This is a genomic window from Archangium sp. Cb G35 (assembly GCF_001896145.1).
Classification (GTDB): domain Bacteria; phylum Myxococcota; class Myxococcia; order Myxococcales; family Myxococcaceae; genus Archangium; species Archangium violaceum.
The window spans coordinates 1,374,637-1,395,199 of sequence record NZ_MPOI01000001.1 but is presented as its reverse complement, the minus strand read 5'-3'; the positions used below and the strand labels follow the sequence as shown (position 1 = coordinate 1,395,199).

Sequence of the window (20,563 nt, the reverse complement as noted above, 5' to 3'; positions counted from 1 at the left end):
CCAACCCGTCGGAGTTCATCGTCCATGAGCGTCATGGCAGAAGCGGGAGCGAGCCGTACTCCCACGACCACGGCGCGCCGGTTTCGCCCAGAATGGCTTTGACGAGACGGGGATAGGCCGGTTCGGCGCGGACATCGTTGGAGAGGAGCACCACGCACCGGCGCCGCTGCTCGACGCAGACCCAGATGTTGCCGGTCGAGTCGTTGTGGCCGCCTTTGAGGAATCCGCGCCCTTGCGGTCCGTCGAACACGATGACGCCGAGCCCGGCGGCGAGATCGCGATGGCGGGACTCGGGAGGAAGTTCCGGCTGCGGCGTTGGAAACTGCGAGGCCGTGCCGATGGGGAGTTGCGGCCGGGTCAGCTCCGCGCGGCTGGCGTCCGTCAGGCCCTCGCCCCGCACGTAGGCCGCCGCGAAGCGGGCGAAGTCGGCGAGCGTGGTGTCCATGGAGCCGGCCGCACGGACCTTGCTGCGCTCATCATGTGCCTCGACCTTGCCCTCCAGGGTCCAGCCGTCGGCGAGGTTGTCCGCGAAGCTGGGCCGCCAGACCATGCTGGTGTCAGTCATGCCGAAACGATCGAACACGCGGCGCTGCATCTCGCGTCCGACGTCGAGCCCCAGGCCCTGTTCCAGCACGAACTGCAACAGGATGATTCCATCCCCCGAGTAGGCGTAGCGGCTTCCAGGGTCGAAGTGGAACCGGAGCTTCCCGTCCGGCTCGAGGAATCCGAAATTGGCGAAGCCCGCGCTGTGGGTCAGCAGGATGCGGGGGGTCAGCGCGCGCCAGCGCTCATCGCCAGCGAGGCCGCTATAGCGGGCGTACCGATCCTCGAGCTGGGGGTCCGTGTAGTCGGGCAGGGGCTTGGGCAGCAATTGGCCGATGGGCGTGTCCAGACCGATCACGCCTTCGTCCACGAGCTGCGCGACCATATAGGCGAACACCGCCTTGGTGAGCGAGGCGCCGTACATGATGGTGTCCGGCTGGAGCGGCTCGCCCGCGGCGTTCCGCACTCCGTGGGTTTGGACGTACACCGGCTGGCCGTCTTCGATGACGGCGAGCGCGAGCCCCTTCGCGCCGGTGTCTTGCATTGCGCGGGCGGCCTCGGCGTCGAGGCCCGCGGGGGTCCACGCACGACCGCCCGTCGTGGGAACGGTCGCGCATCCAAGGGTGCTCGCGAGAGCGAAGGTCATCGTGAGTGCCGTGCCGCGCTTCATGGGAGTCGTCCGTTTCATGCCGTCCGCAGTCTACGCGGACGTGCTACCGGAATGGCGCTCCAGCTTCCTCCTCATGGCTCATTCTCCTGGTGCTCGAGGCGAATGGCGTCATGCTGCGGGTACAGAATCCATCTGCCTGGCACTGCTGGGGAAGGGAAGCCGTTCATGTACGTATCGCGTCTGTGGCCTTGTCTCTTGTTGGCCGCCACATTGGGTCTGGCCTGCGTCGGGCAGACCAGCAACCCCGTTCCGGATGCAGGCACCTCGGATGCAGGAGAGACCGGCACCGGCGGCCCTGATTCGGGCCACGGTGACGCGGGGCTTCCAGACTCGGGGACACCTGACGCGGGGCTTCCGGACGAGGGGACACCTGACGCCGGGTCCACCGATGCGGGTACTCCCCATGCGCGCGCCCGGATCTTCTTCTCGGGGCACAGCCTGCTCGACAACCCGATGCCCGACTATGTCGAGAGCATCGCCAGGAGCCAGGGCAAGGACATCCTCTGGAACCAGCAGAACGTCATCGGTTCACCGCTCCGGGTGCGTACCTGGGGCAACAATGGTTGGGAAGGGTACCGCGGGGGCAAGAACCGCGATGGATATGACATGAACGTGGTTCAGGAACTCCTGTCACCGCGGACGCTGGGCACGGGCGACCGATACGACACCCTGCTCATCACCGAGCGGCACGACATCCTGGGAACCATCGAGTGGGAGAACACGATCGGCTATCTGCGCCACTACCATGACCGTCTGATTGACGGGAACCCCGAGGGCCGCACCTATTTCTATCACACGTGGCTGGATATCGATAAATCCAACCCGGCTACGTGGATCAACTACGAGAAGAACGCGCTGGCCGCATGGGAGTGCGTGTCCTCGAAGGTGAACCTCACGCTGGAGGCCGCGGGGCGAGGTGATCGCGTGGTGACGATCCCGGGTGGCGCCGCCCTGGTCGACCTGGTGGAACGCATCCTCGCCAACCAGGTTCCGGGTATCAGCGGCACCACGGCGCAAAAGCTGAACATGATCTTCAGCGACAACGTGCACCTGACGGAGCTGGGCGTGTATTACATGTCTGCCGTCCACCACGCGTCCGTGTTCCGGGATTCTCCGGTGGGCGCGGCGGGTCCGTCTGGTGCGAACGCGGAGACCGTCCAGGCGCTCCAGACCATCGCGTGGAACTTCGTGAGCGCCTACTACGCGCGGCCCGATGCGGGCACGCGGACGATGGCGGACTGCCGCACGCGCATCTCCCAGGACGTCTGCCCCGGCTTCTGGACGATCCTGGGCTCGCCCGGGAACATCTCCGGTTGCCAGCGCTACTTCAGCAACGCGGACCCCGGTTCGGGTGGAAACCCGTTCGTCTGGCCGGATCCGAACTGGGCGCCGCTGCCTCCTCCGTGACTCCGCGTGGGAGGGACTGGCGGGAGGCCTGAGGTATGGTGGGCCCGTGGCCTCCAACCCCGCTGAATCGAGCGCGCTCCGCGTCCCGGGCTTCCGGATCTTCCTCATCACGTTCCTGTTGGCCATGATGGCCGACAACATCGAGCACGTGATCAGCTACTGGGTGGCGTTCCAGAAGTTCCACTCACCGGCGCTGGGTGGGTTCGCGGTGGTGTCCCACTGGCTGCCCTTCTTGATGTTCTCGGTGCCGGTGGGCGCGCTCAATGACCGGTTCGACTCCAGGCGCCTCATCCAGGCCGGCATGGTGCTCTTCATCACCGCCTCGGCGGGGTGGGGATACTTCTTCGTCACGGACTCCTTGCAGGTGTGGCACGCGATGGTCCTCCTGACGATCCACGGCTGCGCGGGTGTCCTCTGGGGCACCTCCAGCCAGATGTTGCTCTACGACATCGTGGGCCCGGCCCACCTGCCCAGCGCGGTGCGCCTGAACGCGACGGCCCGTTACCTCGGGTTCCTGGTGGGCCCTGGCGTGGGCAGTCTCGTCATGCGGATGTTCGGGCCCACCTGGGGCATCTTCGTCAACACGCTGTTCTACCTGCCCCTTCTGTTCTGGCTGGTGCGCGCCCCCTATGGCCGGCATTTCCGTGGGGCTGCGCCGGGCCCCAAGCGGGCCGTCCGGGGCTTCGCCGACATCGTCCAGACCATTCGCGACGTGCGCGGGATTCCCGTGGTCGCGGGAATGGTGGTGCTGGCGGGGGCGGCCTCCTTCTTCATCGGCAACAGCTACCATGCGCAGATGCCGGGCTTCGCCCATGACCTGGGCCATGGAGACCCCGGTCTGACCTATACGCTCCTGCTGGGAGCGGATGCGGCCGGTGCACTGCTCGCGGGCATCCTGCTCGAGACGCGCGGAAACTGGCTGCCCACGGCGCCCGCTTCCGCGATGAAGCTCGCGTTCCTGTGGGGGTGCTCGCTCCTCACGTTCTCGTTGATGAACTCGTACGCCGCGGCGATCTGCGTGCTGTTCCTGGCCGGGTTCCTCGAGCTCTCCTTCAGCAGCATGACCCAGGCGATCGTGCAGCTGAACGCGCCGGACACCATCCGAGGCCGTGTCCTGGGGCTCTTCAGCATGTCGGCCTCCGGCCTGCGGGCGTTCAGCGGCGTGACCGTGGGACTCCTGGGAAGCCTGACCAACCCCCACGTGTCGCTCGCGCTGTCCGCCCTGGCCTTCGTGACGGTGGCCGGCCTGCTGCTGCTCCGCCGGTCCCGGCAGGGTGGTCTGGCGTAGGGCATGCGATAGTCGCCCCATGAAAACATTTCGGTTCGTCGTGGGATGTCTTGTCTTGGGGATGATGGGGTGTGGGGGCGATGATTCCGTGGCGCCGGTGAATGTCCGGGTGGTGGAGGGCGTGACGGAGGGAGAGAGCGTCTCGGGCTCGCGGACCCTCCGGGCCATCGCCGAGGACAACTCGGGCACGGTGGCCCGGGTGGAGTTCTCCGTGTCCGGCTCGCTGGCGTGCGTGGATGGCACCGCGCGGCCCTCGGGTTCGACCTTCTCGTGCACCTGGGACGCGTCCAATACGTCCCCGGGGAGCCACCAGCTCACCGTGAAGGCCCAGGATGCCGCGGGCAACAGCACCGTCTCCGCCCCCGTCTCCTTCACCGTGCTGCCGCCCAATCGCGCCCCCACGCTCGGCGCGGTGACCGCGACGCAAACGACAGTCAATGAGGGCTCCAGCACGAGCCTCTCGGTGACGGCCACGGATGCCGATGGCGACACGCTCACCTATTCCTGGACCCAGAGCCCGTTCTCGCCCCTGGGGATGTTCGCCGAGGGGAGCGGCTCCACCGCCTCGTGGACCGCGCCGTTCCTCTCCCGCGACACGGCCTTCACCCTGAAGGTGACGGTCTCGGACGGGAAGGGGGGCTCGGCCGAGCGCACGGTGTCTGTCTCCGTGGTGAACGTCCCCGCCCTCAATCAAGCGCCCGTCGTGGACGCGGACATCATCGTGGACTCCGAGGGGCTCGTCGCGGGCAAGTCCCTCCCGCTCTACATCTCCGCGAAGGATCCGGATGGGGACACGCTCACCTATTCCTGGACGACGGAGCCGTCCGGAGCGGGGGTGTTCTCCCGCCCGAACCAGGCCACCGCCGAGTGGCGCTCGGGGGATCTCGACCGGCCGGCGGCCTATACCCTGAAGGTCACGGTGTCCGATGGCTCCCGCTCGGAGACGCGCTCGGTGAACGTGTCGGTGGGTGTTCCCCAGTATGCCCGGGACATCGAGCCCATCTGGAGCTCGAAGTGCTCGGAGTGCCACAACGAGTACAGTGCCGAGGGACTGAACCTGCAGACGGGCAAGTCCCACGCCTCGCTGATGGCGCCGGGGGTGGGGGAGTGTGCCTCGGGCCCCCGGGTCTCGCCCGGCCACCCTGACGAGTCCCTGCTGGTGTTGCGCATCAGCTCCGATGGGTGTGGCCGCCGGATGCCCTTGGGCGATCCCAACCATTTCGACTCCAACCCGGGAGAGCTCACGAAGATCCGCTCGTGGATCCTCGCGGGCGCGCTCGACAATTAGAGGGTGGTGAGCGGCTGAAATGAGCCCGCGGTTGCCCGGAATCCATGTCCACGGGTCTCAGTGGATGTGCTCGTGAACGGAGCAGGGGAGAACCGCACAATGAATCGCACCTGGAACCACTCGGAGCCCTACGCGATCTCCTACGACGACGCTCGCTTCATTGGCGTCATGCGCGACGGCTATCCCATCTACGGGCGGAAGGACGCGGACGGCAGCGCTCCGACGCTGGACTCGGCGGGCGGCCACACCGGCGTCACCGCGGACAGCCCGACGACGCCCGTCTACCACTACCACGTCCACGAGCAGACCAGCACGAGCAGCGGGACGCTGGGCCAGAAGCAGTGGTTCATCACGACGGGCACCTACCGGGGCGCGCCCGGTGGGTGCACCGGCTGCAACTGATGGCGGGACGCGGAGCGGAATTCCTCATGGAGTGCTCCGCTCCACCTTGGCCTGGAAACGTTGTCGTTCTCGGAGGCTTCACGCTCCGTCTTATCCGCTTCGCTCAGCAGGCTGCCTGCTCACACTGCCCATTGCAATTATAGATGCAGTCGATGAGTGAATTACAGCTCACGTACCACCTAGCATCGGAGTCGTAGCACGAGTTGTTGGCTCCAGCCTTCACGCAGTATTGGCCTACAAGGTCCTGATCATAGAAATAGATGCCTTGGAAGCACGTCGGAGGCCGGTGCGTACCGATGCTACACCATCCGCCCTGGTATTCATATGTCGATTCGGCACTGAGGACAACCCACTTCTGACCGTGGGTCCCGGCCCTCGGATCGCAGGTGGGGATGGGTACACACGTTGCCCGGTTGGTGCGACCGCCGGAGCATGTCCCCCCGCAGTAATACGAGTCGCAGCTCGTGTTCGCCGCGTACCAACCACTCGGGCAAGTCACTCCACACTGGGTAAACGTGCCGATATTCTGCTCGCAGGTTACCTGGTTGGTGCGACCGACGGAGCACGTCCCCCCGCAAGAACGCGCGTCGCAGCTATAGCTCGCCGGGTGCCAGCCACTTGGGCAAGTCGATCCACATTGGGTAAAACGCTGCTCGAGCGCACCGAGTTCTTCCACACCTGCTCCTGCCTGGTCATTCTCATCCGTCTGTACATTGCAGCCCAACATCATGAACATGCTGTACGCAGATACCGCGAACAGCGAGAGTGCTCTGCTTTTGCTCATCACTGGAACCCTCGTCTGAAGTGGAGATTCTCTCCGTGTGTTGGAGAGACATACTAGTGGTGTGAACTGCCAGTACAAGGAAACAACTGCCTGGAAGTTTGGCTTGGTAGTTCCATCGTCCAGCGCGAGGTGCGTTCGCTCGTACTATCCGGTGCGAAATGAACGAGCGGGCGACGCCTCGGTCGTCCTGTATGAGGGGCGCAACGCGTCCGAGAACATCGTCTGGACGCTACGAGCCGACCACCATCCGCACCTCGGGCACGCGCTGCTCCGCCAACTTCCGGAGGTACTCCGCCACTTGGAGCAGCTCCGGTTGTGGCGGCACCCTCAATCCGGGCAGTTCCAGCCACTCGGGGGGAAGCTCCTCTCCGGGCAGGGGCTCGGGCTTCTGAGCCGGCGGAAGCGGGTGGCGCGTCAGCACCGCGCCCGCCGCCAGATACCGCTTGATGAGCTCATCGAGGTGATGGAGGCCCAGCCCGTCGCGCGGGTGGAGCTCCAGGGGCAGGCGCTCCAGCAACTGCTTCGCCTCGCTCAGGCTCACGCGAAAATGCTCGCGCAGCAAGGCCATGAGCTCGATGCGCCGGGGTCCCACCTCCATCAGGTAGAAGTTCGACATCTGGGGCGGCTCGGGGGGCGCCCACACGGGCCGGACGCGCGCGGTGGCCCCGGCCCGCTGGAGTTCCTCGATGAGCCTTCCCGCCTCCTCCCGGGTGATGTCCGAGGCCAGTTCCAGGGGAACGCGCTCGAGCAACGCCTTCGCCTCATGCGGTTCCACGCCGAGCACGCGGCGCAACACGGCCATGACCTCGACACGCCGGGCCCCCACGTCCGTGAGGAGGACATCCCGGTCCGGCACGGGCATGAAGTGGAGGGGGGCGATGGTCCCCAGGAGCTCGCCCCGGGAGAGCCAGAAGTACCGGCCGCACCCCATGGCACCGCACCACGAGGGGATGAGCGGGGAGCATCGGCGCCTCGCGCTTTCCGTCCGACCACCAGCGCGCGCCCGAGGTGTTGCCGGACATGAGCGAGCCCCGCCGGTGGGGAGCGCCGCACGAGGGACAACCCATGATGAAGTCTGGACCGGGAATCATGCGTTCAGTCCCCGTCCTCCGAGGTGTGCTCGAGCACGGCCCAGGTGAGGATGGGGAAGAAGTGGGGATTGAGTGCGTGTCCCATGTCTTGGATGACCAGGGAGTCGCCCAGGGGCGTGGCGTCCGCGGCCGTCCGGGCGTGGACCGGGGAGAAGATGGGATCCTCCGAGCCCTGGATGAAGCGGGCGGGAACCGTGAGCTGGCTCAGGGCGGGCAGGAGGTTCTTGTCCTGGATGTGCTCGGCGGCTCGGCGGTGGTGCTCCCCGGCGCGTGGGCTGTCTCCGCGCGCGAAGGCCGTGCGCTGGAGCTCTCGCCACCAGGCTTCGTCGAAGGGCGCGCGGGAGCCATTGGCGAGGCGCCAGTTCTCGACCATGAGGTCCAGGAGCGGCACGTCCGGGGACAGGCGGCCGAGGGCCTTCATCCACTCCGCGTCGGGAGGAGGCAGGGAGGACGTGGGGGCCTCTCCGCCCATGAATGTGTGCAGCAGCACGGCGTAGTCCGAGGTCGACATCATGCTCGTGAGCGAGAGCGCGCGCCCGGGATGGTGCAGGGCGAGCCGCTGGGCGAGGAATCCTCCCATCGAGAGCCCCACGAGGTGCGCTCGCGCGACGCCGAGGTGGTCGAGCAGTCCGAGAGCATCGAGCGCGAGGTCATTGAGGGTGTAGGGCTGGCGGTCGAAGTCCTCGATGTGGGTGGACAGGCCCGTGTCGCGGTAGTCGAAGCGGATGACGCGGCGGCCGCCCTGGGCCAGCAGGTCGCAGAAGGGCTCCGTCCAGAAGGACGAGCCACAGCCGTTGCCCATGAGCAACAGCACAGGCTGTGCATCCGGCGCTCCGCGCACCCCGTAGGCGATGTCGATGCCGTGAACGTGGGCGCTCCCCGTCGTCTCTGGATGCATGGTTCCAGCATCCCCGGTCCCGAGAGGCGACTTCAAGCGAGGTGATTGTCTGGATAGAGCACCTGTCTGCCGTGCAGCTCCGCGAAGGGCGTGAGCTTGTGCGGCTCGGCGCGGGTGCGGCTGGTGATGTGCCGTACCTCCACGCCTCGGGCGTACAGCGCGTCCGCTACCAGTGTGCGGTGGCACCTCCAGCGCACCGCCTCGGCGCACATGAGTGCCAGTGGCCCGTCCGCCGTGAGCTCGCGTAGTTCCTTGAGTCCCCGTGTGAACTCGTCCGTCTGCATGTAGTCCGCGTAGCCTCGGAAGCTCGCGTTGCGCCACGCGGTGTTCGGCGAGTCCTTGCTCGTACGCCGCAACCCTCCGAGCCTCGGCAGGTGCACGTACCGGATGTCCGCCTTCGCGAGCGTCCGGGGCAGGGTGTCCTGGTTGAACTGTGGGTTCGTTCGTGAGCGCGGCACCGTGCGGATGTCCACCAGCGTCTGGATTCCGTGCGCCTGGAGCAACTCCAGCAGTTCCTCTGCTGTGCGTGTGGAGTGGCCCACCGTGTAGATGCGCGCTTTCGCCCAGCCTGGGGCCTTTCGTTTTGGCCGCTCCGTGCTCATCGCGGGTTGTTCCCCTGGGGTGAAGCTGGGCACGGGGAGGAACGGGTGGGAAGCAGATACCCTCACCCCGTCCCTCTCCCGGAGGGCGAGGGGGCGGTCCACCGTGGCCCTCAAGGCGCTTGATTCAATACGGCTCGATGCGTACTCGCGCTCCCTGGCTTGCCCCCAGTTCCTCCGCCGCACTGCCATCCCTCACCGACACCTCCAACAGTCCCGCGCTCCCCACCAGCGTCAGGGGTTTCCCGGCTGGGACCGACTGGTAGTGCGCGTGCGGTGCGTCCTCGATGACCGTGCTTCCGATGTGCACCCGGAAGCGCGCGGGAAGCACCGCCCCCGGCAGGTTCGTGATGAGGTTGCCGTAGGTGTCCACGTGCAGCACCTCGCCCACCGGGCATCCGTCCTCCTCCCCGGGCCTCGGGAATGAGAACGGTCTCTCCAGGTCCTCCAGCGTCCGGCCGAGCTTCTCCAGTGGGACTCCCGACGCCAGGTGCCCCACCACCGGCGCGAATACGTCCCGCCCGTGAAAGGTCCTCGACTGCCTCGGGCCCCAGTACGCGGACCCGGTCAGCTCCACCGCCCCGGCCAGTCCCCCGAGCTGCTCGAGCGCCGGCACCAGCAGTCCATTGTCCGGCCCCACCAGCACGTCTCCCCGCCGCGCCCTCGCCGCCACGGCGCGCCGCGCCGAGCCCACTCCCGGATCCACCACCGCCAGGTGCAGCGAGCCCTCGGGAAAGGACTCCACCGCACTCCACAGCAGGAATGCGCCGCCCTTCACGTCCTGTGCGGGTACCTCGTGTGTCAGGTCCACGAGGCTCGCCCCTGGACAGACCCTGAGCAGCGCCGCCTTCATCTGGCCCACGTAGGTGTCCTTCACGCCGAAGTCCGTCAGCAGGCTGATGAGTGGAGGCATCACTCCGGGAGGATATCCGCACCGCCCGGGTTCCGGGATTCAGTGGGGGGGGCATTCACTTCACGTGCCTCGTCCGCATAGAACAGGGAACTGCACCCTGTCTCCCATGCGCGTCGTCATCCTTGGCTGTGGAGTCTCTGGCCTGTCCTGCGGTGTCCGGCTGCTCGAAGCCGGTCACGCGGTGGAGATTTGGGCGCGCGAGCTGCCTCCCCACACCACGTCCGATGTCGCGGCGGCCGTCTGGTACCCGTACCTCGCCTTCCCCCAGGAGCGTGTCACCGCCTGGGGCGCGCGCACCCTCGAGGAACTGTGCGCCCTCGCCGCGCGGCCCGAGACCGGGGTGCGGCGCGTGCTCGGCACGGAGCTCCTGCTCTGGCCCGCTCCCGACCCGTGGTGGGCTTCCAGCGTGCCCGGCTTCCGCCACGCCACCGCGTCCGAGCTGCTCCCGGGCTTCGTCGACGGCTTCGTCTTCGAGGCCCCCGTCATCGACATGCGGCGCTATCTCCCGTACCTGATGGAGCGCTTCCGCCGGCTCGGCGGCTCCATCGTCCAGCGCGAGGTGCACTCGCTCGACGAGGCCTGGTCGGTGGCTCCGCTCGTCGTCAACTGCACGGGCCTCGGTTCGCGCGCCCTCCTGGGCGACGAGTCGCTGTACCCCATCCGCGGCGAGGTGCTCCGTGTGGCGCCGCTCCCCCTGGAGCGCTTCCTCCTCGACGAGCAGGACGAGGCGCGGGGTATGACGTACCTCATTCCCCGCATCGACGACTGCATCCTCGGCGGCACCGCCGTGAAGGGGAGTGCTTCCCTGGAGCCGGACCCCTCGCAGGCCGAGGCCATCCTCGCGCGCGCGGCGCGGCTGCTGCCCGCGGGCACCCCCATCCACGTGTTGCAGCACCTCGTGGGGCTGCGGCCCGGCAGGCCCACCGTGCGCCTCGAGCTGGAGCAGGTGGATGGACGCCACGTCCTCCACAACTACGGGCATGGCGGGGCGGGCGTGACACTCTCGTGGGGATGCGCCGAGGAGGTGGCCGCGCTCGTGGGCCAGTTGACCGATGGCGCGCCCCATGTCGGACCGGCCCACCATCCTTCGAGCATTGGGAGGACCCATGGAAAGTGAGCAGAGCCAGGATCGGATGCAGGCCGTGCTGCGGTTGCCCGCGGCCCGCCGCTATGCGTACTTCCTCCAGCGCGTGGCGGAGTCCGGCGAGGTCTGGGGGCTCGATGGCGAGGGCTGGGCGCTCGCGCTCGACGACTCGGGGCGGGACGTGCTGCCGCTCTGGCCCGCGCCCGAGTTCGCCGCCATGTGCGCCACGCGCCTGTGGTCCGGCTTCCAGCCTCGCGCCATCAAGCTCCATGAGTTGCTGGAGAACGTGCTGCCGCAGCTCGAGGAGGAGGGGATGCCCGTGGGCATCTTCTTCACCCCGGAAGGGCAGGGCCACCCGGTGTCGGCGCGCGAACTCATCGACGCGCTGAGCACCCCCACCGGCTCGCTGGCCTGAGACTTCGTCCGCCATCGGTGCAACGTTGCACCCGTAGATACCTGTGCTTACCTGCAACGCCTTGAGTCACACCCGGGCGGGGCCTCTAGCTTGCGCGCCATGTCTGGAGACTCCGATAAGACGGTGTACGCGAAGGGAATGGCTCCCCAGAAGGACGGGGGTGGTTCGAAGCCCTGGGTGCCGTGGCTGGTGACGGCGGTGGTGGTGCTGCTGTCCGGTGTGGCGGGCTACCTCGGTTACGGCGCGTATTCGATGCAGAAGGAGCGCGCGGAGGCGGCGGAGAAGTCGGCCGCGGAGGCCCGTGCGCAGACGGTGAGCACCGAGCAGGCGCGCAAGGTGTTGGAGGGGCAGCTGTCGCAGCAGCTCGCGGCGAAGGACCAGAAGCTCACGGCGCTCGAGGACGAGCGCACGCGGTTGAATACCGAGCGGGATCAGCTCCAACAGGCGGTGCAGGAGAAGGACGCCGAGCTCGCCCGCCTCAAGGCCACCTACGAGGACATCGAGCAGAAGCTGAAGTCGGAGATCGCCGACGGGGAGATCCGCCTGTCGCAGGCCGAGGGCCGCATCCAGGTGGACCTGGTGGATAAAATCCTCTTCGACTCGGGCGAGGCGAACCTGTCGCCGCGTGGCAGCGAGGTGCTGGCGCGGCTGGGCACGGTGCTCTCCAAGGTGGAGGACCGCTCCATCCTCGTGTCGGGCCACACGGATGACGCGCCGCCCTCGCAGCGGCTGGCGGCCACCTACCCGACGAACTGGGAGCTGTCGGTGGCGCGCGCGGTGAACGTGGTGCGCTTCCTCGGCGAGAAGGCCAGTGTTCCCCCGGGCAGGCTGGTGGCCGCCGGTCATTCCGACACGAAGCCCGTGGCCAGCAACGCCAACGCCAAGGGCCGCGCCCGCAACCGCCGCATCGAGATCCTCCTCATCCCGGATCTCCCCGCGGGCAAGAAGGGCCAGGCCCAGACGGCCTCGGACGCGCGCTGAGCCGCGTCTAGGGAGTGCTCGGACGGTGGGGCGGCTGCTTGTGCCTGGACAGGCGGAAGGAGACCCACGCGAAGGCCGCCGCCGCCACCACGAGCATCGCCACCCAGTACCAGAGCGCCGAGCTCTGGGTGACGTACTGGTTCACCTTCTCGCTATCCCCCGGAGGCGCCGTCTGCGCGAGCGCCATCAGCGGGGTGAGCAGGCACACGAGCCAGGCCGGAATCATCTGTGAGGTCTTCATCGCTCCGGAAAGCTGAGCATCTGTCCGGAGGCGAACAAGCCGTGCGCCCGGTGCCGCCTGCCCGGTGCTCAGGAGTGCCAGCGAAGGCTTCGGGCCCCGCTGAGCGCCGGGCCTCTCGGGAAATCCTCCTCTGAGTCCGAACCGGTGGCGGACCCCCCCGTCCGTCCACCCCGAGCGCTGGTGTACAAAGGCGCCCCCCCGCCTGCTCCGGGTGTCCGGGAGCGGTGCGTCCGAACTCCGAGGTAACCCATGCGGTCTGAAATCCCCCCGAGGAACTGGAGCGGCCTCTGCTTCCAGATGCTGATGGTTTTGGGCGTGGGATGGCTCGTGGCCTGTGGTGGTGAGATGCCGGCGGCCGTGAGCACGCGTCCCCAGGGGCTGGGCAGCACCAACAAGGTGCTCATCCTGGGGGCTTCGGTGACGGGGGGTTCCAACAGCGTGGAGGCGGTGGCCGCGCGGAGTCTGGGCTACACGGTGGAGGTCGTTTCCGATGCGGCCTGGGCCGCGAAGAGCTCGGCGGACTTCGCGGGCTATCGCGCCATCATCCTGGGGGATGCCACGTGCGCCGGCAGCCTGGGGTCGATCTCCGCTGCGTCCAAGAGCCGCGGCGTCTGGGGCCCCGTGGTGGACGGCAACGTCATCATCATGGGCACGGATCCCGTGTACCACTACAAGGAGCAGGTCACGAAGAACGCCGTCCAGTTCGCCGCCGCGCAGGAGGGCAGGACGGGCGCCTATATCAACCTGAGCTGCTACTACCACGACGCGGATCCGATGACGCCGGTGCCCGTGCTGGAGCCCTTTGGCTCCTTCACCGTGACGGGCGTGGGTTGTTACGACGATGCCCACATGGTGGCCTCGCACCCGGCCCTGTCGGGCCTGACGGACACGCTGCTGTCCCGTTGGGCCTGCTCGGTGCACGAGGCCTTCGATTCCTTCCCGGCCGCCAACTTCACGCCGCTCGTCATCGCGAGAGACCCCGCGTACGGCGCGCGTCTGCCGGGCTCGCTGGACTTCGCGGACGGCTCGCACGGGGTGCCGTACATCCTGGCCCGTGGTGCCGTCCCCGTGCGCTGCGGTGATGGCGTGGTGCAGTACCCCGAGGAGTGTGACACCGGCCTCGGCAACGGCGTGCCGGGGACGGCCTGCTCGTCCGTGTGCCGCCTGCACTGGTGCGGAGATGGCACGTTGGATCCGGGCGAGCAGTGCGACACCGGCGCGGCCAACGGCACCGGCACGTGCAGCGCGTCCTGCCGGTCCGTCGCCGTCAACCGTGCGCCGGTGGCGAAGTGCAAGGATGTGACGCTCCCGGCTGGCCCCACTTGCAGTGTCACCGTGCCCTCCGTGAATGACGGCTCGTACGATCCGGATGGAGATGTGCTGCAGTGCACCCAGGGACTCGTCGGCTCCCTGGGGGTGGGTTCGTACCTCGTGGGGTTGACCTGTCTCGATCCCGCGGGCCTGCTGTCGAGCTGCGCGGGGACGGTGTCTGTCGTCGACACCACGCCGCCGGCCGTGTCGCTCGTGGGGTACGCCTCGGAGACGCTCGAGTGCCGCAAGCCCTACGTCGAGACAGGCGCGGTGGCCACCGACCAGTGCTCCGGGGACCTGTCCTCCGCGGTGACCGTGTCCGGCTCCATCAACACCCGCGTGCCCGGCACGTACACCCTCACGTACTCGGCGAAGGATGAGTCCGGCAACGTGGGCAGTGCGACGCGGACCGTCACGGTCGTTCCGGGCGCCTCCGGCACGTGCGAGGACCGGGGCGGCGGCTGGATTCCGACCGGCAGCATGGCCCTGCCACGGCTGCTGCACACCGCCACGTTGCTGGACGATGGGCGGGTGCTGGTGGCCGGTGGCTTCAACACCACGGCGGAGGTCTACGACCCGGAGGCCCGGACCTGGTCCGCCACGGGCAGCACGCTGGGCTCGCACCGGGGTCACACGGCCACGAAGCTGCGGGATGGCCGGGTGCTCATCGCCGGCGGCGGCGTGTGCCCCATCACCAGCGCCACGGCCGAGCTGTACGTGCCCGCCCTGGGCAGGTGGAAGCCCGCGGGCCTCCTCAACACCCAGCGCTATCACCACACCGCCGTCTTGCTGCCCAACGGCAAGGTACTCGTGGCTGGAGGCCGCACGGGTGAGTACGACAGCGCCACGCTGGCCTCCGCCGAGCTGTATGACCCGGCGACCAACACCTGGTCCCATACCGGCGGCCTGAACACGGCCCGCGCCTTCCACACCATGACCCTGCTGCCCGGCGGCAAGGTGCTGGTGACGGGCGGCAGTGATGCCTTCGACGGCCTCATCGCCTCCTCGGAGCTGTACGACCCGGCCACCGGGAAATGGACGGTCGTGGGGGCGATGGCCACGGGACGTGCCACACACACCGCCACCCTGTTGCCCGGTGGCAAGGTGCTGGTCGCGGGCGGCTCGGGCACCGACGGGGCGCTGAGCGCGTCGGCCGAGCTGTATGACCCGGCCACGGGGAGCTGGTCGGCCACGGGCGGCATGGGCTCGCCGCGCCGGCTCCACACCGCCAACGTGCTTCCGGATGGCCGCGTGCTCATCGCTGGTGGCTACCACCCGGCCACGGGCATCCTGACCTCGTCCGAGCTGTATGACCCGGCCACGGGCTCGTGGAGCGTGACGGCGGCCATGAACGTGGACCGCTATCAGCACACCGCTACCTTGCTGGGTAACGGCACGGTGCTCGCGGTGGGCGGTGTGAGCAACCACGACCAGTCGTCGGCGGAGTACTACGACCTCACGGAACTCTAAGGCCGTCCCCTCCCGGGTCTCGCACGGAAGGTGTGTGGAGGCGCAGGGGCCAGGGGTGAAGGGACCCGGGTTGTGGCCGGGTGCTTCCGCTGTTGTACTGGGCACCCGCCATGAAGAAGCCCATTCCTTCCCCCGGAAACTCCCAGGGGCTGAGCCGCCGGACGTTCCTCGGTGGTGCCGCCGCCGCCAGCACGCTGGCCGCCCTGGATGTTCATGCTCAGCCCTCTCCCGGCAACGCCGCGCCCGTTTCCGCGCCGCGCGCCGGCTCCTTCGAGCTCGAGGAGGCCACCGTCTCCGAGCTCCAGGCCGCCATGCAGTCGGGACGCTTCACCGCACAGGGTCTCGCCGAGCGCTACCTCGCCCGCATCCAGACGCTGGACCGCGAGGGAGAGCTCCCGCTCAAGTCCGTCATCGAGCTCAACCCGGATGCGCTCGCCATCGCCACCGCGCTCGATGAGGAGCGCAAGGCGAAGGGTCCTCGTGGTCCGCTCCACGGCATCCCCGTCCTCATCAAGGACAACATCGGCACCGCGGACAAGATGCAGACCACCGCCGGCTCCCTCGCGCTCGTGGGCGCCGTGCCTTCCCGTGATGCCTTCGTGGTGGAGCGGCTGCGTGCCGCGGGCGCCGTCATCCTCGGCAAGACCAACCTCAGCGAGTGGGCCAACTTCCGCTCCACGCACTCCTCCAGCGGGTGGAGCGGGCGCGGCGGCCAGTGCCGCAATCCCTACGCCCTCGACCGGACTCCCTCGGGCTCCAGCTCGGGCTCCGGCGCCGCCACCGCCGCCAACTTCTGCGCCGTGTCCGTTGGCACCGAGACCGATGGATCCATCGTCTCTCCATCGGCGGCGAGCTCGCTCGTCGGGCTCAAGCCCACCCTCGGGCTCGTGAGCCGCTCGGGCATCATTCCGCTTTCGCACAGCCAGGACACCGCCGGCCCCATGACGCGCTCCGTGGCCGATGCCGCCGCGCTCCTGGGCGTTCTCGCGGGCATTGATGCTGCTGACGCCGTGACCGCTTCCAGCAAGGGCCACGCTCACGCGGACTACACGCGCTTCCTCGACCCGAATGGATTGAAGGGCGCTCGCATCGGTGTCCCTCGCGAGCGCTTCTTCGGCTACCACCCCGCCACCGATGCGCTCGTCGCGCAGGCGCTCGAGCTCATGAAGGCCCAGGGCGCCGTCATCATCGACGAGGCCCACATCCCCACCGCCTCGAAGACGGATGAGCCGGAGATGGAGGTTCTGCTCTACGAGTTCAAGGCCGGCATCGAGGCCTACCTCGCCGGGCTCGGGGACAAGACCCGGCTCAAGACGCTCGCGGACCTCATCCGCTTCAACGAGGAGCACCGTGACACCGAGCTGCCCTGGTTCGGCCAGGAGCTCTTCCTCCAGGCCCAGGAGAAGGGGCCCCTCACCGACAAGAAGTACCTCAAGGCCCTCGCCGCCTGCCGGAAGCTGTCGCGTGCGCAGGGCATCGACGCCGTCATGGCGAAGCACAAGCTCGATGCGCTCGTCGCGCCCACCCAGGCTCCTCCCGGACTCATCGACCTGGTGAATGGCGACCACTGGCTCGGCAGCAGCTCCTCGCCCGCCGCCGTCGCGGGTTACCCGAGCATCACCGTCCCCGCTGGTTATGTGGCCGGGCTGCCCGTGGGCCTTTCGTTCATCGGGCGGGCGTGGAGCGAGCCCGTACTCCTGCGTCTCGCCTTCGCCTACGAGCAGGCCTCCAAGCATCGCCGCGCGCCCACGTTCGCTCCGACGGCGGACCTGCGCTCGGTGACCAAGGTGTAGGCGCTCGGGGGCACGGGCTCAACCTGGGGCCCTGATACCCTCACCCCGTCCCTCTCCTGAGGGGAGAGGGGTGGTTGTCACGGCGCCGTGGGTTGGGCCATGACTTCGGGTGGGGGCGTCTTCGGCTCGTATCGCTTCAGCACCGCGTCCAGCTGCGCCAGCTCGTTCGCGCGCAGGATGGGCGTCCGTGCGTAGGTCGTCCGTGCCGCCGTGGCCAGCTTCTGCACCCGCTCCGGCTGCTGTCCCGTGTTCCACAGCGCTCGCGCCAACGCGGATTGCACCAGCGCCAGGTACTCGGGGCGCCCCTTGTGTTTCTCGACGATCTGCAGCGCCCGCTCCAACTGCGGAAGGGCCTCGCCCGCCCTGTCCAGCTTGCGCAGCGCCTCGCCCTTTCCCGCCAGCAGCAGCGCCCACACCGGTGACTCCAGGTCCGTCGTCTTCTCGAACAGCACCCGCACCTGCTCGAACAGCGCGAGCGCACGCGCCGGCTGCCCCATCTCCAACAGGCTGTTGGCGACCTCCATCCGGATGAGCGACGTGTTGAAGTGATCGGCTCCCAGGAACCGCTCGCGCAGCTCCAACACCTGCTGGTGCAGCTTCAGGGCCTTGTCATGCTGGCCCCGCACCGTGCTCAGCGCCGCCAGCCCGTTCAGCGCCTGCGTGTAGATGTGCTCCTGCTGCTGCGGGTCCTTCTTCGTCAGCTCCAGCACCCGCTGGAACGTCTGCTGCGCCTGTCCCAAGCGCTCCAGCGCCATCTGCGCCTCGGCCACCCGCACCAGGGATTGCAGCGCGTCCGTGCTCTCCGGACCCGTGAGCGTCCCGTACAGGCTCGCAGCCTCCTGGTAGTGCTCGAGCGCCTCGGCGTCCCGGCCCTGCTCGCTGTCGAGCTCGCCCGCCGACAGGTGGTAGTGCGCCCACTCCTCCGAGTTGGCCCGGAACGCCCGCTTCACGATCTCCCGCACCCGGTCGAGGATGCGGCGCGCATCCGCCAGCCGCCCCTGCATCACGTACGTGCTCGACAGGTTCATCATCGGCTGCACGAGGAACGGGTGCAGGGGACCCAGGTTCCGCTCCCCCACGGAGACGAGCGTCTCCAGGGCCCGCAGCGACTCGTCCATGCGGTCCAGGTTGCCCAGCGCCGCCAGCGAGTTGGTGGCGTAGCGCAGCGTCGTCGAGTGCGCCGGGCCCAGCGTCTGCTCCGCCAGCGCGAAGGCCTTGTCGAAGGACTCGTACGACTCGGCGAAGTTGCCCTTCTGGTAGAAGGCCAGGCCCCGGTTGTTGTGGTAGATGGCCCGCAGCTCCCCGTTCTCCCCCAACCGGTCCAGCGAGGCCAGCGCGAAGGCCTGCCAGCGGCTGTTCTCCTCGTCCGGGCCCCGCTGGGCGTAGTAGCCCATCAGCCGCACCGCCGCGGCGGCGGCGATGACGTCGTGCCGGGAGGCGTGCGCCAGCCACAGCGACTCGGTGAGCAGCGGGGGCACGCCCTGGTTCTCCCCGGAGATGATCTGCACCCACGCTTGCGTGAAGAGCGCCTCGGCGTGCACGGGCGAGTAGCCCAGCGTGGGCGCCTTCTTCGCCACCTCCGTGGCCAGCTCCAGCGCCTCCTTGAACTTGCCGGCCGTGGTGAGCGCCTTGACGCGGGCCAGTTGCGCGCGGACCGTCTCCACCGCCGCGCGGGTGTGGGTGTCCTCCGGCGGCTTCACCTCGGACATGAGCGCCTCCACGTCCGCGCAGCCCCACAGGCGCCGCAGCGAGCTGGTGGCGAAGATGGCCTTCTCCACCACCGTCTCGTCCGCGGTGGTGAAGACCTCGGTGAGCGCGGCCAGTTCCTGCCGGCGGCCCTCCAGGCAGGCCATGCGCAGGGACATGACGGCCTCGGATTGCTCGCCCCGGATGCGGGTGGCCACGCACGTGTCCTGGTGCATCTCCTGCCACTCGCGGGTGTACAGGTCGAGCGCCTCGCGCACGCGCACCCACGTGTCGCGCGCGTAGTCCCGGCCCGTGGCGAAGAAGGCCTTCTCGATGGCCGCCTTGCGCGGCACGTCCCAGATGCCCACCAGCTTCGCCGCGCCTCCGGTGCACAGCTGCGCCTGGCGCTGGTGCCACGTGGTCCACACCAGCGCCGCAGAGCCCGTCACCAGCAGGCCCAGGGCCGCGATGGCCAGCGCGCGGCGGCGCACCCGGGCCGGATCCCTCTCCAGGACGGCCAGCAGTGCGTCCAGCGACGGGTAACGCGCCTCCGGGGCCGTGTTGAGCGCGCGCAGCAGGGCGCGGTTCACCCAGGGCGGCACCTTGGAGTAGGCCGGCGGCGGGTTGATGCGCCCGGCCAGCACGTTCTCCCGGCGCTCGCTCGGGGACGTGCCCTCGAAGGGGCGTACGCCGTAGAGCGCTTCCCACAGCGACACGGCGAAGGAGAACTGATCGCTCCGCGCGTCCGCGGTGGCGCCCCGGAACTGCTCCGGCGCCATGTAGGCCGGCGTGCCCAGCACCGCGCCCCGCTGCGTCAGGTTCAGCTCCAGCAGGCTGTGCCCCTTCACCGGGCTGGTGTCCGGAGGAGCCTCGGAGGCCTGCTCCGCGGGGGCGTTGTGCGGACGCGCCAGGCCGAAGTCCGTCACCCGGACGCGGCCGTCCTTGCCCACCAGCACGTTGGTGGGCTTGAAGTCGCGGTGCACCAGCCCGGCGGCGTGCGCGGCGGCCAGTCCCCGGCCCGCGGCGAGGTAGGCCGTGAGCAGCTCCCGCCACGTCCTCGGCTTCTCCCGCTCCCACTGCAACAGCGTCTGGCCCTCCACCAGCTCCATGGCCATGAAGACCTGGGAGTCGTGCTGGTGCACGTCGTAGATGGCCACCACGTTGGGATGCGACAGCCGGGCCATGGCCTGCGCCTCGCGCAGCAGCCGCGCCCGTCCCGAGGACATCTCGGGGCCTCCGTCGAGCTCTCCCGGCGGCAGCAGCTTCAGCGCCACCTTCCGGTCCAGCACCGAGTCGTACGCGGCGTACACCATCCCCATGCCGCCCTCGCCCAGGGGATCCAACACCACGTACCGGTCCAGGGGCGTCCCCCGGCCGAGCGTGGGGGCCTCGGTGGGTGCCCCATCGGGCCGGGCGCCAGCCGCGGGCCCTGGTGCGTTCCCCGTACCGATGTTCACCGTGCGCCGATCGTCCGTCACGACCGTGCGCCGGGGCTCCTCGGGCACGAGCGTGCGGCGCTCGTCGTTCACGACGTCGTTCACGAGCGTGCGGCGCTCTTTGTCATCGAAGGACGTCATGAGGCCTCGCTACCACGCACCTACCACGCAGAATGTCATGCCCGTGTGGACGCGAGAATGGATCGTCTCACCGATTCGCCAATCAACGCACGGCGGCGCTCCGCGGCGGGCCGGATGGAGGG

16 protein-coding genes are annotated in these 20,563 nt (G+C 68.7%); 9 read left to right on the top strand and 7 right to left on the bottom strand.

Annotation, left to right across the window (positions count from 1 at the left end):
- Positions 1-31 precede the first annotated feature (31 nt).
- Positions 32-1,213, bottom strand: a complete 1,182-nt coding sequence (locus BO221_RS05770; RefSeq protein WP_073559240.1) for a serine hydrolase — start codon at positions 1,211-1,213, stop codon at positions 32-34.
- Between the two features lie 165 nt (positions 1,214-1,378).
- Here BO221_RS05770 and BO221_RS05765 point away from each other — a divergent pair, with 165 nt between their 5' ends.
- The 4 genes from BO221_RS05765 to BO221_RS05750 all read left to right on the top strand — a co-directional run bounded on the left by BO221_RS05765 (position 1,379) and on the right by BO221_RS05750 (position 5,598).
- Positions 1,379-2,620: a hypothetical protein gene (locus BO221_RS05765; protein WP_073559239.1), complete on the top strand. Its 1,242-nt coding sequence runs from the start codon at positions 1,379-1,381 to the stop codon at positions 2,618-2,620.
- A 46-nt stretch (positions 2,621-2,666) separates the two neighbouring features.
- A complete protein-coding gene (locus tag BO221_RS05760) occupies positions 2,667-3,908 on the top strand; it encodes an MFS transporter (protein WP_083680754.1) in 1,242 nt (413 codons plus the stop codon).
- Between the two features lie 88 nt (positions 3,909-3,996).
- Complete coding sequence (locus BO221_RS05755) at positions 3,997-5,196, top strand: Ig-like domain-containing protein (protein WP_233165689.1); 1,200 nt, start codon at positions 3,997-3,999, stop codon at positions 5,194-5,196.
- 99 nt (positions 5,197-5,295) lie between these two features.
- Entirely contained in the window at positions 5,296-5,598 is a 303-nt protein-coding gene (locus tag BO221_RS05750; protein ID WP_073559237.1) for a hypothetical protein, read from the top strand.
- A gap of 1,013 nt (positions 5,599-6,611) precedes the next feature.
- Here the strand turns inward: BO221_RS05750 and BO221_RS05745 are convergent.
- From BO221_RS05745 to BO221_RS05730, 4 genes are all read right to left on the bottom strand, one after another.
- Complete coding sequence (locus BO221_RS05745; RefSeq protein WP_073559236.1) at positions 6,612-7,313, bottom strand: ribosomal protein L7/L12; 702 nt, start codon at positions 7,311-7,313, stop codon at positions 6,612-6,614.
- A 164-nt stretch (positions 7,314-7,477) separates the two neighbouring features.
- Positions 7,478-8,371 carry an alpha/beta fold hydrolase gene (locus tag BO221_RS05740; protein WP_233165687.1) on the bottom strand — a complete coding sequence of 298 codons (894 nt, stop codon included), beginning with the start codon at positions 8,369-8,371 and terminating at the stop codon, positions 7,478-7,480.
- A gap of 32 nt (positions 8,372-8,403) precedes the next feature.
- On the bottom strand, positions 8,404-8,973 hold the full coding sequence (locus BO221_RS05735) for a DUF488 family protein (RefSeq protein WP_073559235.1): 570 nt from the start codon (positions 8,971-8,973) through the stop codon (positions 8,404-8,406).
- Between the two features lie 124 nt (positions 8,974-9,097).
- Positions 9,098-9,883 carry an S-adenosyl-l-methionine hydroxide adenosyltransferase family protein gene (locus BO221_RS05730; RefSeq protein ID WP_073559234.1) on the bottom strand — a complete coding sequence of 262 codons (786 nt, stop codon included), beginning with the start codon at positions 9,881-9,883 and terminating at the stop codon, positions 9,098-9,100.
- A 106-nt stretch (positions 9,884-9,989) separates the two neighbouring features.
- On the opposite strand from BO221_RS05730, the gene BO221_RS05725 reads away from it, so the two are divergent.
- The 3 genes from BO221_RS05725 to BO221_RS05715 all read left to right on the top strand — a co-directional run bounded on the left by BO221_RS05725 (position 9,990) and on the right by BO221_RS05715 (position 12,363).
- Complete coding sequence (locus BO221_RS05725) at positions 9,990-11,000, top strand: FAD-dependent oxidoreductase (protein ID WP_083680753.1); 1,011 nt, start codon at positions 9,990-9,992, stop codon at positions 10,998-11,000.
- The gene (locus tag BO221_RS05720) at positions 10,990-11,382 is read left to right on the top strand and encodes a DUF2750 domain-containing protein (RefSeq protein ID WP_073559233.1); all 393 of its coding nucleotides are present in this window, start codon (positions 10,990-10,992) and stop codon (positions 11,380-11,382) included. The genes BO221_RS05725 and BO221_RS05720 overlap by 11 nt, the downstream gene beginning before the upstream one ends.
- Positions 11,383-11,481: 99 nt before the next feature.
- The gene (locus BO221_RS05715; protein ID WP_233165685.1) at positions 11,482-12,363 is read left to right on the top strand and encodes an OmpA family protein; all 882 of its coding nucleotides are present in this window, start codon (positions 11,482-11,484) and stop codon (positions 12,361-12,363) included.
- A gap of 7 nt (positions 12,364-12,370) precedes the next feature.
- Here the strand turns inward: BO221_RS05715 and BO221_RS05710 are convergent, their stop codons facing one another.
- Positions 12,371-12,604: a hypothetical protein gene (locus BO221_RS05710; protein WP_233165684.1), complete on the bottom strand. Its 234-nt coding sequence runs from the start codon at positions 12,602-12,604 to the stop codon at positions 12,371-12,373.
- A gap of 249 nt (positions 12,605-12,853) precedes the next feature.
- Between BO221_RS05710 and BO221_RS05705 the strand changes: the two genes are divergently transcribed.
- Complete coding sequence (locus BO221_RS05705; RefSeq protein ID WP_073559231.1) at positions 12,854-15,385, top strand: kelch repeat-containing protein; 2,532 nt, start codon at positions 12,854-12,856, stop codon at positions 15,383-15,385.
- Positions 15,386-15,495: 110 nt separating this feature from the next.
- Positions 15,496-17,178 (top strand): amidase, encoded by a 1,683-nt coding sequence (locus tag BO221_RS05700; RefSeq protein ID WP_073559492.1) that lies wholly within the window; start codon positions 15,496-15,498, stop codon positions 17,176-17,178.
- Positions 17,179-17,255: 77 nt separating this feature from the next.
- Here BO221_RS05700 and BO221_RS05695 read toward each other — a convergent pair whose 3' ends face one another.
- Positions 17,256-20,441, bottom strand: a complete 3,186-nt coding sequence (locus tag BO221_RS05695; protein ID WP_073559230.1) for a tetratricopeptide repeat-containing serine/threonine-protein kinase — start codon at positions 20,439-20,441, stop codon at positions 17,256-17,258.
- Positions 20,442-20,563: the final 122 nt, after the last annotated feature.

Bases quoted from the DNA above. Each gene is read 5' to 3' on its own strand.
- BO221_RS05715 (WP_233165685.1), top strand. From the start codon at position 11,482: ATGTCTGGAGACTCCGATAAGACGGTGTACGCGAAGGGAATGGCTCCC.
- BO221_RS05735 (WP_073559235.1), bottom strand. From the start codon at position 8,973: ATGAGCACGGAGCGGCCAAAACGAAAGGCCCCAGGCTGGGCGAAAGCG.
- BO221_RS05725 (WP_083680753.1), top strand. From the start codon at position 9,990: ATGCGCGTCGTCATCCTTGGCTGTGGAGTCTCTGGCCTGTCCTGCGGT.
- BO221_RS05700 (WP_073559492.1), top strand. From the start codon at position 15,496: ATGAAGAAGCCCATTCCTTCCCCCGGAAACTCCCAGGGGCTGAGCCGC.
- BO221_RS05750 (WP_073559237.1), top strand. From the start codon at position 5,296: ATGAATCGCACCTGGAACCACTCGGAGCCCTACGCGATCTCCTACGAC.
- BO221_RS05720 (WP_073559233.1), top strand. From the start codon at position 10,990: ATGGAAAGTGAGCAGAGCCAGGATCGGATGCAGGCCGTGCTGCGGTTG.
- BO221_RS05705 (WP_073559231.1), top strand. From the start codon at position 12,854: ATGCGGTCTGAAATCCCCCCGAGGAACTGGAGCGGCCTCTGCTTCCAG.
- BO221_RS05740 (WP_233165687.1), bottom strand. From the start codon at position 8,371: ATGCATCCAGAGACGACGGGGAGCGCCCACGTTCACGGCATCGACATC.
- BO221_RS05770 (WP_073559240.1), bottom strand. From the start codon at position 1,213: ATGAAGCGCGGCACGGCACTCACGATGACCTTCGCTCTCGCGAGCACC.
- BO221_RS05765 (WP_073559239.1), top strand. From the start codon at position 1,379: ATGTACGTATCGCGTCTGTGGCCTTGTCTCTTGTTGGCCGCCACATTG.
- BO221_RS05695 (WP_073559230.1), bottom strand. From the start codon at position 20,441: ATGACGTCCTTCGATGACAAAGAGCGCCGCACGCTCGTGAACGACGTC.
- BO221_RS05745 (WP_073559236.1), bottom strand. From the start codon at position 7,313: ATGGGGTGCGGCCGGTACTTCTGGCTCTCCCGGGGCGAGCTCCTGGGG.
- BO221_RS05730 (WP_073559234.1), bottom strand. From the start codon at position 9,883: ATGCCTCCACTCATCAGCCTGCTGACGGACTTCGGCGTGAAGGACACC.
- BO221_RS05710 (WP_233165684.1), bottom strand. From the start codon at position 12,604: ATGAAGACCTCACAGATGATTCCGGCCTGGCTCGTGTGCCTGCTCACC.